This is a genomic window from Myxacorys sp., assembly GCF_059501405.1.
This window is the reverse complement of sequence record NZ_JCACCM010000082.1, coordinates 20,951-33,160: the sequence shown is the minus strand read 5'-3', so window position 1 is coordinate 33,160 and position 12,210 is coordinate 20,951. Positions and strand designations below refer to the sequence as shown.

Below are 12,210 nucleotides of genomic sequence, written 5' to 3'. Positions count from 1 at the left end.
GTTCAAGGATTATCGTACTTAATTTCGAATATTCCCGGTTAAGTTGACGATACCCCGTACACTACTCCATGTTCATTCCCGCTGTACTGAAATTGCGCCATCTCGATCGCGCTTGCATACCGATGAGCCAGCACCGTATCGTCAAAGCCGATGTACCCGTTCGCGGTTCCCATAAGTCGCGGCGAAACTTGTTCCCAGAGCAATCGTGGCGTTAACGTCTCGCCGCGCAAATAGCGATTGATTTCGTCATGGCTCACGCCTTTCAAATGCTCCGCTCAGGTCGTGAGTGTGTAATTCACCGGACTGCTGAGCAGATATTGGCACTCATCCAGTTTTGTGATGCTCATGACGCCACTCCTCATTCACTGCCTTTTACTTTACCGCCTCCCGCTTGCGTAAGTCCTGACCCTGAAAAAGCCCACCAAAGGCATGATTCAGAAAGCCAAAACCTGTGGGCTATATCACCATCAAATCATGGGATGTTCCTATCCTAAAATTGCGATCGTTACCGTTCAAGACATCATCGAAAATGGTGGGCGGTTGAATGTGCCCCTCAGCTTAGAAGTCCTCAAGTCTGCCCAACGCAAAACTCACGAAGAGAACGAGTTAGTGATCTTTGCAAACGCGATGAACGAAGCAGTGTAGAACCGCCGCATTGCGATCGAAATCAATTCCGTAGCAGGTGAGCGCTTCGTAAAGTGAAGCTCCAGAGGTCATAACTCGTACTTGAGCAAGAGGAAACCCCACTTGCATCTAGCTAGCCTAGGCGTCAAATACTATCAAGTGGTGACACTATGGCCGATACCAGCGTTAAAAAAGTAGATGCCCATTCTTCGCCAACAGGCGAAATGGGTCAGAAATATCTTGCCTCCGGTAAAAGTGTCTCAATGCGACTTTGGGAAAACGAAGACCCTTCAAACGAAGTCAAACCTTCGACAACACGAGATTACGAAACCGTCGGCTACGTGATTAATGGAAAAGCTGAACTCCATCTCGAAGGGCAAATGGTTCTGCTAGAGCCTGGAAATTCTTGGGTCGTGCCTAAAGGTGCATCTCACACCTACAAAATCTTAGAGTCGTTTACCGCCGTAGAAGCGACGAGTCCACCTGCGCAAGTACACGGGCGCGACGAATAATTTGTCTACAGCAACGTGTCCTACTCTGCACGTTAAGCTCTACAAGAAGTTAAGCTCTACAAGTCAAGCAAGGAACGGATGAAAGCAAGGAAAACAGTTTGGCAATCTGTAGTACAGATATTTTGCTCGGCAAGGTTAAAGTACACTAGTTTACCAACACTAACTTTAGACTTTCATCCGCTCCTTCAACAATTCCATCTTGCCCCATCCCATTACTTGAAAGGACAAATTAGAGCCGTCGATTAATTTGCTTATAATAAAAAACAAGCATGTAAGCCTTTGAATCCACAATCCAGTCTGCGTTTATTACTGACTCTGCCCAAGAAAAAGGCTTCTGCGATCGCTGTTAAATCTAACCTCTGCTTAATCTCTGTTAGCGAAGAATAGTCATGCTTCGACAAAGCTCCTAAGCGTGCCAATCTTGTTACTCTTCTTATTGTTTTTTACGTTCGTAAAACTACTCGTACATCGATTCTTCTAATTCTGCCAACTGTTCAGAATCATTGCTCTTGGTTTTGCCAAGGGTTAACTAACTTGAAAAGCGGAATATACGGAATATAAAAGTCACTCATCTCCTCAAAGAAAGCTCCTACTAAACACGAAGTGAAACTCTATCCTTGGATAAGTTGATCTCTCTCTTAGGAAGCTACATTTGTAAACTGTAATAAATAATTATGAGAAGTATAAAGTAACAGTAAAGCAATAAGGTACATGCAAGGCAGTCTAGCTACGCCGTTAAAGACGCGGGAACTTATTCCAGCTACAACCCAGGCGCAAATCCAAAATCCATACTACGAAGCGGAAAAAAGCTTCGGTGCGTTAATTGAGCTTGAAGATCTCGACCAGCAGCTTGATCACCCTATTGCTCAAATCAGCGATTTTGAAACAACGCTTAACCAGGCGTTGACAGAAGCCTATCAAACGCCACAGAGTTCGGACGATGCCCATTGGTTTCTTCAACGAGTGTTGTACCGAATCAATCGACTCAATCTTTTTTGGTATGACGATCTAAGCCATTACACTAATGAGCGATCGCTGTATCTGCAAAAGATTCGGAATCAGATTGAAGCTGCTTGGCAAGAGTGGGAACTGTCTCACGTCGATGCCGAGAGTTACAAGTCACTTGACTTTAAGCAAGCGTTGAGCGATCGCTACGAAGCCGATCTCAATCCTGCCCTGTCTGACGATGCGATCTATCTCAGAGAACGCTTGTCATTTGAGGGATATCGTTATTTGATCGCGATCGCATCATTTGATGGACTGATCGAATCGAGTCGGCTCACCCGGATTTTGGGTGGGGCAGCCAACGAAGTACAGGCAACCCTTACCAGGGTGCTGATCGAGGAATATGGCAATGGTCGTCTGTCTCGAAAGCACTCTACATTTTTCGCGCTGATGATGACCGAACTCGGCTTAAACACGCAGCCCGAAGCCTATATTGATCTCGTTCCCTGGCAGGTTCTTGCCAGCACAAATCACAACTTCCTACTCACCGAGTGCAAGCGTCACTTCCTGCGCTACAACGGGGGTTTAGCTTACTTTGAAGTTGCTGGGCCTTCTGCCTACCGCAACTATCTCGCTGCCGCTCAGCGCCTCGGCCTCTCCGATGATGCTATGGGATATTGGGAACTCCACATCCGCGAAGACGAGCGACACGGACGCTGGATGGTTGAAAATGTGACGCTGCCGCTAGTGGACATGTATCCCAACGAAGCGTGGCAACTGGTATTGGGCTACGACCAAGAAAAGATCATGGGCGAACGTGCGAGCGAGGCAGTCGTGGTGCGGCTGCGTCAATGGGAAGCTGAGCCGCTGCCTGTGGTTTCTCCTTAAAGCGAGCTTGACTTTAAGCAAGCTCTGACGGGTGCAACGCATAATTTATGGGATGACTCTATGACACTCACTGGATCTCGCGTGCGGCGATCGCACGTCCCTTCTCAGGGCTTACCTGATGTAACTCCTGCTTACTCTCAGCAAGAAGTATTCTTCTGTCCTGAAGAATCTCATTTCTATTCTCATTGTTTAGAGCGGTTAGTATTCAATCGCTATCGTGATTCCAACAGCATTATCGAATTTGGCTCTGGTGATGGTAGTCCTGTTATTAATGCGTTGATACGAAGCCAGTTTAACGGAACGATTCAGGGCTACGAGCTAAATCCTTCTGCTTCTCAAGTTGCTCGTTCTAGAGTCTCCCAGTGTGAACTAGACCAGAAATATGTTGTTCACAATCGGTCGTTTTTTGACGCTGATGTTCCCAATGCGGATTGTTTGATTGCCAATCCACCTTACTTGCCTGCCCCAGATAACGACATCTGTATGCCTCTGTTGCATGGTGGCGACGATGGCGCAACGATCACAAACAAACTTCTAACGTTAGATTGTCCCAACGTCATGGTGCTGATCTCTAGCTATTCAAACCCAGTGGAGACCATTGAACAGGGACTGGATCACGGATACGCAGTTGCAGATTTTATGGTGACGCCGCTTCAGTTTGGTTACTATAGTTCTGAGCCAAAGGTGAGAAACTGCATTTCAAAACTGCGTCAAAATCAACAAGCATTCTATTCTCAGAACATCTATTTTCTGGCTGGCGTTCTGTTTACAAAGCAGGAACTTGGTGCGATCGATATCTCTAACGAGTTGATCAAAGTGATGACTGCTTTGTGATGTTTTACCAATGTTTCTATCATGGCAACTGTTGATATCCTCATTCCTACTTACAATCGTCCAGCCGCGTTAGCGGTAACGTTGACGAGTTTGATCGCTCAAACATACAAGGATTTTAGAGTCATCATCTCGGATCAGACTGAAAGTAGGGATACAGAGAGTGAGGATGGAGGAGTGATCGCTGCCGGAGAGGTGCAAGCGGTACTGCGAGTATTACGTTCCAGCCTTGGAGGCGTCTCTGACCCAGTTCAAACCCATCGGCACTTGCCGCGACGAGGCATGGCAGAGCATCGTCAATTTTTGCTTGATCAAGCCACTGCCCCCTACGCTCTCTTTCTAGATGACGATTTGATTCTAGAATCTTATGTCGTTGAGCAGATGCTGACCGCAATTCAGGATGAAGAGTGCGGTTTTGTGGGGAGCGGCTTGATTGGGTTGAGCTTTCTGAATGACGTACGCCCTGATCAGCAAGCGATTGAATTTTGGGAAGGCTCTGTTCGACCCGAATCCTTGCATCCCGGAATGCCGCAGTGGGAGCGCTGGAAGCTTCACAATGCGGCAAATCTCTATCACATTCAGCAAAATCTCGCCCTCACGCCCCAGAACACTCGTAAGTATCGAGTGGCTTGGGTCGGAGGGTGCGTTCTATATGACGTGGCAAAACTTCGTAGTGTGGGAGGGTTCAGCTTCTGGCGTGATCTTCCTGAAAACCACTGTGGCGAAGATGTGTTAGCGCAACAGCGAGTGATGGCGCAATATGGAGGATGTGGTATTCTTCCGTCGGGAGTTTATCACCAAGAATTGGAGACGACAATCTACGATCGCAGCAACAATGCACCCGTAATGCTTCCCTTAGCAACCTAATACCAGCAAACAAAAATTACCCATAACAAGAATGGCTGCTTCAGGATTGAGGCAGCCGTTCTTGTCATCGAGTGGAAGGATTCATAATCAATCCTGATTACCAATCCTTAGCAATTTAGAATCCGCCGAAGTTATAACCAACCCCTACCCGAATTCCGACAGCCGCTTGTCCTGTTACAGAAGCGTTGACGGCTGCTGTTGCAGTAAATTGAGGCGAGATAGGCACATCAACACCACCTGTTAATAGTAAAGCAACATCTCCACCATCACCCGTTGAAACGGCTGCTCCAATTCCAACAAAAGGAGCGATCGGAACACCTAGCGCACCTCCTACTGGGCCTGCTGGGCCTGCGCCAAAGTTAAAGTCATAGGTGATGGGCAGCAAAATAGTCACATCATCCGAAAACTGAACCGATGGGCGAGCGGAGAAAGAACGAGTCAAGCCAATCTTACTAAAGAGTTCAAAACTGGTCTCGCCCAGCGCTGTATCACCATCACCAACACCAACGTTAGCGCCAATACCCACATAGCTAGAACCAGAACGAGTAGCGCGACCCGGTGTGATTGGTGGTATCAGGTTGTTGTTTGGAGTTGTGGTATCCGGTGTTGTACCTGGAGTGAATTGGGGTGTTACAGGCGTGGTTGAATCCGGTGTGGTCGTTCCAGGTGTTGTCCCAGGCGTGGTTGAATCTGGTGTAGTCGTTCCAGGTGTGGTTGAATCCGGTGTGGTTGAATCCGGTGTGGTTGGAGATTGAAATTGCGGCGTTGTGGTACTTGGTTGAGTTCCACCAGGCGAGATAATGGTTGGACTGGTCCTGTTTGGAGTAATACCACCCGGAACAGTATCAGGAACGGTAGATGGATTCCGCGTTCCTGGTGTGGTCGCAGGAACACTTGGAACAGCATTCGGATCGGTAGTACCGGGACTCGTTGCACCCGGATCAATACGCGGAACCGTATCAGGAACGGTAGATGGGTTGCGTGTACCAGGCGTAGTCGGTGAACCCGATGAACCACCACTAGACTGTGCCAATAAAATTGCTTCGGGAGCTTGGCTTAATAGTGCTGATGCTTTTGTGACCGAGTGACCTGGAATAGGAGCCGCAACTTTAGCAGAGGTCTGTAGTGTAGTTCCTTCTAAATATGAAGCGTTTGAGTCTGCCCGTGTAACTTGATTAGATAAAGCAGAAGTCGCGTCTGTGGTGTCTGGTTCTTCTGCTTGCGCTTTGACAGTTCCAGCAAAAACCGTAAGCATCGCGATGCTTAGCGGTAGAAGGATTTTTTTATTAACTAGGTTCAGGGTCATAGGTTCTGCTAACGTCCGAAGCGTTGTGCGCTTGTGGGTAATGAAGACAGGCAATAAATCGCAGCCTTTACCTATGAGCGTAGAGCGCTCGATTTGTTGGAACCTCTCTCTAAAGAAGGAAAATTTTTAGGGAACAGGCTACAGAGTATCTCAGGATTGGTAGAATCCTTCAGAATCAAGCTTCTAGCCTTTCAATCGAGTTGCAAAGTTTTGCGATCGCGTCGGCGATAAGCTACGGGCTTTTAAGATAGCTGCTGCTAAAAATGCGTAGGATAAGATGCCCACCAGCGCTAGAACAACTGGGCTAACCCACCCCATTGCATTCCAGAGCGCATGCAGCCCAGCGGCGGTCAGATAGCCAATGGTCAGAATCACGGCACTTTGTTTCGGTTTTAAAACACTTAGCCCAATGAAATATCCCAGATAGCCGCTATACGCCATATGACCCGAAATAGACCCTAGCAAGCGAGGAATGAGGAGTTGTAGTCCCCTTAATTGATTTAGTCCTTCACCAACTTGTAGCGTCGTGTTTTGAATGATTTCTGGAACGTACTGTCCCAAGGTTTCCAGCAGCGTGAACCCAACAGCGGACGCGGCTCCTAGCAAGATACCATCCAATGGCTCCCAGATGCCAACGCGACTATTCCACGGCGCGGGCAGAAATCGTCCGATCGCAAATAGCGCGAGTAGAGGAAGCGCCTTCAGCAATTCTTCCATCAAGCCTGCACCAAAAAACATCCGGATCAGCAGCACTAAGAAGCTGATTGATTCTCCGTCTTCTGGCACATGTCCGGGCAAGACTTGTCGAAACAGCCAGATCGACAGGGGTAAAACCGGACTTCTGAGCAGAGCAATCGTGCCTAATGCCGCCGCAACCGGAACCCACCACGGTTTGTGCTTGCCGCAGAGTTGATAGACAAAATAGTAAGCGGCTAGGGCTAAATATCCAGCAATTAGCAGATTGAAGACGATCGCCTGTCCAACGGCCAAGAACATCGCTACCACGAACCCAATGGTGATCATACTGGGCGCGAGATAGGCTTTTTGCGTCAAATCTCGCCCTGTGGAGAGGATCGGGAACAGTTGGGTGAACGTGACTCTTTCTTCGACGATGGGAGCGACAGGAGTCTCTTGAGGAGGTAAAGTCAAGACTTCGAGAGTCTGAGACTGATGCTCTTGAGCGCAATACTCGAAAATATATTCAGGTCCACTCTGTCCTAGCGTGATGCGATCGCGGCTTTGCAACATCTGACAACCGCGCAACCGTTTTCCATTCAAATAGGTACCATTCGAGCTATCGAGATCACAAACCCACCACCTTGGCACTGTTCCTGGCTCGGCAACAGGGCGCACCTCGACATGACGCCGCGACACAGAAGCGTGTAAAACCGGATCGACCACAATATGACAGCGAGGATCTCGCCCAATTGCCACGATATGGTCAGCATAAAGGGGATAGGAGTGCTTGGAAGCAGGTTTACCGGGGGTCGGCACGTGCCGCAAGCTAGCGATCGCAGATGATTCACCCGTCATTTCACGGTGTCCAGCAGTTGGCGTTCACCACAGTTATTCAATGTGAAAAATGAGACTCCAGGAAGGATGGGCAACATTCTACACTTAACCTTGTACAATCTTGCTCCCATCCTAGGCCGCCTCATTAACAATTTACTCATTAAGGAGTTACTGGGATGAGGAACAGAAGCGTGAAGACGGCTCGAATAGTATGGCTGCGATCGCTGGCTTCTCCTTGAGCTTACAGCACTCACCGAGTTGAACTGCTCAGTTTAGAGACTGAAAAATTGAGCGAACCTATTGCTAGCTTAAGTCAGAAGGTGCGTTATCGCGGGTAACGCACCTAAATCATTGCGGTTACTGCATTGATGCTGACATTTCTTGCTGAACTTTACTCTTCGCCGCTTTGAATTCCGTCGCCATTTGCTCTTTTTGTTCGCTACTACAATTCTTGTCGATCGCCGCAAACATGGTGCTTTCTTCTTGACGAATGTGATCGCCTAAGTGATCCATAAGATCTTTAATTTTTGAGCGGAACTGATCGGCAGAGGCAGGATCCATTGCCTTGATTTCATCAAGCATGGGTCGCCATTCGGCTTGCTCATCGTACAATTCCTGAGTGTTATCGTCACCATAGAACGATCGAATTCTTGGATAGACCACTTCTTCTTCGGCTTGAGCGTGTGCCAGTATATCTTTATAGAGTTGCCCAAAATATTCTTGCAACTTTTGCGGATCTTTTGTTGCGCCAATTTCAGTGAAGATCGTATTCACTTTATTATGATCCAGCCGAATCAAGGTCTGGATGTTCATATCTTCTTTGTCAGTGTTCTGAGTCAGCACACTGCCCGCAACGCCGGATAGTGCTGCGATCGAGTCTTGCACACGTGCCCACAGACCTTGATCAGCATCTTGCCCAGTCATTTCCCGCACACCCACCTGTTCGAGGATGCCTTTGAGTTGTTCTTGATGGGCGCGACCCTCAAAGTTGACGGTGTTCAACGGTGCGATCGCTACTTCAATATCTGCTCCGACTTTCTGAGCCGCTTTGTGAATCGTGATACCACTCATGGCTTGACCATGCTTCACCAGTTCATGGTGAATCAGTTTTTGGTAGAACGTAAACTCATCGCTAGACATCATTTGCTCGAACTGCGGAATATAAGTCTTGGTGGCAGGACTTGGTTCAGTTTGAATGCCATATTGCACAATTACCGTGTCGACAATGCCCAAGTTTTTCTGGTCATCTTCCAGCATTGTTTGCAAGCGCTCGCGAACATCGGGGTACGGGCAAGCATCAATTAATTTTTGATCATTCGAGAGAATTGCACTTTGAAAGGCTCTCAGATCGGCTAATCGTTCACCGATCATCATCCGCTTTGTATCGTCTAGTGTTGTCACCATGGTTAGTTCTCCTAATAGGTAAATTATTTTTTAACAACATCTAATCCAGTCAAAGAGCGACAAGATTAAGTTCCTATAATTTTGAATAGGACTGCGGTTTCCTCCACCCAACTCTAGTTAGATGTTTGGCTTAACTCTTCTTATCTCTTGGCTTAACTCTATAGACTTATACAAGGTGAGTTGTCAGTGGATGCCCATCCTGAGAGTGAGGAATGCTTAGAGTTTAATTTCTAACATTGATGCTGACAGAGAGGAGCAGCACAGATGTAATTTGAAATTGGGAAAGCAGGGATATGAAACCTTGGATGATCATCGCCAGTGTTGCCTTTTTGGTTTCGCTTGGAAGCCTTTTAATTCGACCGCGCCAAGATCTGCGGTGGGTGAAACGGTTAGACCTTCCTCGCTGGTTAGCGATGATTCAACCGCTGATTCCATTGATTTGGACGATCGCGTTCACCTGTGGTGCATGGTCTGCTGCTTTGGTGTGGCACAACGAACCGGGAACGCTCAAAACCTGGCTGCTTATGGGCATATATTTGCTGGTTGAAATTGTCACGGTTTCCTACATTCCCTTGACGCTACGACTGCGGAGCTTAGCGATCGGAACAATCATCGGTGGATTGGGGGCGGTTTTAGGAATTTTGCTCGCGATCGCGGTGTCTTTTACATCAGTGCAAGCGGCCTTGCTTCTTCTGCCTTACATTTTTTGGAGTCCGATTGGAACTTACGCAACCCAAGAAATGATTGATCTCAATCCAGAAGCAATTTAGTTGTTCAGATTAGAAACGGCTAAATGAATAACTGCGCTGCTGTGAAGATATATTTCACCAGAACAAGCTTAAGAACATTGGGTAGAATAATTCAGATGACAACGTTGTATTCGGCATTGCTGTGAAACTTGCAACGCTGGAGATGTTAGCAGAAGTCTTAGGCTAGGCTTTGTGTCAGTGAGTAAGTTCGTGACCAAAAAGTAGGATATTGAGATCTCCGAGTTCTTCGGGAACTCGGAGATTTTTGGCTGATGTTCTAGACGTGAGAATCTAAACGTGAGAATTGTTGAAGGGATAATAGGGTAGTAGCTCATGCCTCTTCTAGTCATTGATTCTAGAGTTGTTGAACTGACCGTATCCGGTCTGTCGCGTTTTAGGGCACAACCAGTTTTTGCAACAGAATCAACGTAAATCCAACCAAACCTGTGCTGGGATCTCTTCTAACTCCGAAGAAAGCGGAAACGTTCCGGGTGAAAAATCGTTAGAAACTAATTGCTCTAGCAAAATAAGTGCTTCTGCAAATAGAAATTCAACAATTTCATCAGGAACACTACTACCCACAAAGTTAACAGGGTAACCCTGATTCACCAGATAGAGAATGCGATTTGGGAGATGGTAAGCTTGCACATGGGGATGGACAAACTCAGTCCATTGCGCCTGAGTATGTAAGTAGTCTAGATCAATCTCGATTTTCTTTGAACTGGCGCTGACCAGAATAGTGCGATCGCTCAACCGATCAATCACCTCTGGCGTAATCGAACATACCCCCGACGCACCAATCACGATCGAAGCCCGCTCGAAGGTATCCAGTTCATCTTGTAATAGGAAGCCGTCCAACTTCAGGGCTACCTTTTTAATTACATCCACATCGTGTGCGGCAACGACGACGTTTTTTGCTCGTAGACTGCGGCATACTCCACGCCCGACCCAGCCATAGCCATTGACGAGAGCTAAACGCCCTGCGATCGCATAGCCAATCTCACGCAAAATTGTATCTAGAGACAGCACGACTGCATCTCCGACATAATCGCCTTCAATCTCCTTCAGTCTTGTCTCAGCACAGTTCAACTGAGGAATTAAAAGATTATCAATACGCTGTGCTGCCCATACTCCTTGCTTTGTAATTTCAACACTTCCTCGAACAAGGTTCGAGTATTCCCGATAGTGATTATGGAAACATGTGATAGCATAACCACCCACCTCGTGGAGAAGCAGTTGATGATCTGCTTGACGACACCGCTCAAGGCTATCTTTCAATTCAGTCTGAATAGTTGCTTCCAACTCGTGGAATCCTGGTGTCAATACTCGAATTCCGTGATCTTGCAACGCTTTCACAACTTGTTTCTTGCCAGAGTAGCTAATGCCAATCACAACGTCAATCGGAAAAAACTGGTGAGAGGTCAGCAGCAACCGCAGCGTATCTTCATAGAGGTGCTGCACCACAAATTGGCGACAGTTAGGATGAGGTTTGATGCCTACTCGTCGAGCGACCTCACCCAAAAAATCGGGATGGAAAGTATTCATTGTGCATCCTTGTGATTTGTTCCACAGTTGATTCTTGTGCGCCAAGCACATAGAAATTAAGTTTCAACTTCAAATTGCATCATTTGAAGTTGAAACAGTTCAAAGCTAAGGTTTAGGACTAGGAATTAGAGTGAGGCACTTCGCAAACAAACAGAACATCGTTTGTCCACTGCCTAAAAAATGGTAGTCCACCGAGCAAATGACTGAGATGCCAATCTAAAACACGTAGAAATGGCTGTTCTAGGGTCTTCTCGCGCAGTTGCTTAAACAGACGCATGAGGAAGGGGATCTTTTCATAGCGGCGGTGGAACATCACCAGGTAAGGAATGACCGAAATCAATCCAACCCCATGGCTCTTATGAACCTTCAGTTCACGACTTAGAAGGTTATACCATTCGTCTTGACGTAACCGAATCTTGTGTTCTTTGTAATGCAAATGCTTGAATTTGAATCGGTCTAACCGATACATCTGCGGAATGGTAACAACAACAAGCCCGCCTGGTGGCAAAATTGAACAACACGCTTCAAGGATCTGGAGAATATCGATTTCGAGTCCGTCAAGATGTTCCAAAACATCTAGCAGAAAAATGACGTTGGGCTGCCACGGAAGCTTTGAAATGATTTGATTGGATTCTCGAATGTCTGCCAAGATGTCAGGTGAAAACGGGGATTCATAGTCCACGCCACAGTATTGAAAATCGACATCCAAATTAGACAGGTAGCGTAGCGCAATTTTGTCAGCGCAACCTAGATCAAGGATGCGGGGACGTTCAATGTTGGCTTCCTGCAAAGCTTTGGCAATCAGCCGAAACTTAACGTAATTGAACAAGTTTTCATCCTTAGCCGACAGAAGGCGATCGACTAGATAGGAAGAATGAGCCGTTCTCGTAGACAATACCATACGTGTTTTTACCTGTAAATGTTGCTTGACTGATACCATTTGAAGCACTTCAGCAACTCGGTAACCGCGCGAATTTCTCATACGCCTCTTTCACGCACTTGACAAAGCCGTGTAGGAAAGTATTAA

Annotated in this window: 12 protein-coding genes; 6 read left to right on the top strand and 6 right to left on the bottom strand. The window is 47.1% G+C overall.

Going from position 1 to position 12,210, the window contains the following annotated elements; genetic code table 11:
* Positions 1–38 precede the first annotated feature (38 nt).
* Positions 39–257: a hypothetical protein gene (locus AC5I6P_RS08660; protein WP_495693349.1), complete on the bottom strand. Its 219-nt coding sequence runs from the start codon at positions 255–257 to the stop codon at positions 39–41.
* 172 nt (positions 258–429) lie between these two features.
* On the opposite strand from AC5I6P_RS08660, the gene AC5I6P_RS08655 reads away from it, so the two are divergent.
* The 5 genes from AC5I6P_RS08655 to AC5I6P_RS08635 all read left to right on the top strand — a co-directional run bounded on the left by AC5I6P_RS08655 (position 430) and on the right by AC5I6P_RS08635 (position 4,667).
* Complete coding sequence (locus tag AC5I6P_RS08655) at positions 430–645, top strand: hypothetical protein (protein WP_495693348.1); 216 nt, start codon at positions 430–432, stop codon at positions 643–645.
* 149 nt (positions 646–794) lie between these two features.
* On the top strand, positions 795–1,136 hold the full coding sequence (locus tag AC5I6P_RS08650) for a cupin domain-containing protein (RefSeq protein ID WP_495693347.1): 342 nt from the start codon (positions 795–797) through the stop codon (positions 1,134–1,136).
* Between the two features lie 711 nt (positions 1,137–1,847).
* On the top strand, positions 1,848–2,969 hold the full coding sequence (locus tag AC5I6P_RS08645) for an iron-containing redox enzyme family protein (protein WP_495693346.1): 1,122 nt from the start codon (positions 1,848–1,850) through the stop codon (positions 2,967–2,969).
* Between the two features lie 60 nt (positions 2,970–3,029).
* Positions 3,030–3,803 (top strand): class I SAM-dependent methyltransferase, encoded by a 774-nt coding sequence (locus tag AC5I6P_RS08640; RefSeq protein ID WP_495693345.1) that lies wholly within the window; start codon positions 3,030–3,032, stop codon positions 3,801–3,803.
* A 21-nt stretch (positions 3,804–3,824) separates the two neighbouring features.
* Positions 3,825–4,667 carry a glycosyltransferase family 2 protein gene (locus AC5I6P_RS08635; protein WP_495693344.1) on the top strand — a complete coding sequence of 281 codons (843 nt, stop codon included), beginning with the start codon at positions 3,825–3,827 and terminating at the stop codon, positions 4,665–4,667.
* A 115-nt stretch (positions 4,668–4,782) separates the two neighbouring features.
* Here the strand turns inward: AC5I6P_RS08635 and AC5I6P_RS08630 are convergent, their stop codons facing one another.
* The 3 genes from AC5I6P_RS08630 to AC5I6P_RS08620 all read right to left on the bottom strand — a co-directional run bounded on the left by AC5I6P_RS08630 (position 4,783) and on the right by AC5I6P_RS08620 (position 8,889).
* The gene (locus tag AC5I6P_RS08630; RefSeq protein WP_495693343.1) at positions 4,783–5,922 is read right to left on the bottom strand and encodes a hypothetical protein; all 1,140 of its coding nucleotides are present in this window, start codon (positions 5,920–5,922) and stop codon (positions 4,783–4,785) included.
* A gap of 234 nt (positions 5,923–6,156) precedes the next feature.
* Positions 6,157–7,506: a PrsW family glutamic-type intramembrane protease gene (locus tag AC5I6P_RS08625; RefSeq protein ID WP_495693342.1), complete on the bottom strand. Its 1,350-nt coding sequence runs from the start codon at positions 7,504–7,506 to the stop codon at positions 6,157–6,159.
* 336 nt (positions 7,507–7,842) lie between these two features.
* The gene (locus tag AC5I6P_RS08620; RefSeq protein WP_495693341.1) at positions 7,843–8,889 is read right to left on the bottom strand and encodes a hemerythrin domain-containing protein; all 1,047 of its coding nucleotides are present in this window, start codon (positions 8,887–8,889) and stop codon (positions 7,843–7,845) included.
* Between the two features lie 293 nt (positions 8,890–9,182).
* On the opposite strand from AC5I6P_RS08620, the gene AC5I6P_RS08615 reads away from it, so the two are divergent.
* Positions 9,183–9,659: a TspO/MBR family protein gene (locus AC5I6P_RS08615; RefSeq protein WP_495693340.1), complete on the top strand. Its 477-nt coding sequence runs from the start codon at positions 9,183–9,185 to the stop codon at positions 9,657–9,659.
* Between the two features lie 402 nt (positions 9,660–10,061).
* Here AC5I6P_RS08615 and AC5I6P_RS08610 read toward each other — a convergent pair whose 3' ends face one another.
* Complete coding sequence (locus AC5I6P_RS08610; RefSeq protein WP_495693339.1) at positions 10,062–11,183, bottom strand: Rossmann-fold NAD(P)-binding domain-containing protein; 1,122 nt, start codon at positions 11,181–11,183, stop codon at positions 10,062–10,064.
* 118 nt (positions 11,184–11,301) lie between these two features.
* Positions 11,302–12,165 (bottom strand): class I SAM-dependent methyltransferase, encoded by an 864-nt coding sequence (locus AC5I6P_RS08605; protein WP_495693338.1) that lies wholly within the window; start codon positions 12,163–12,165, stop codon positions 11,302–11,304.
* Between the last annotated feature and the right edge of the window lie 45 nt (positions 12,166–12,210).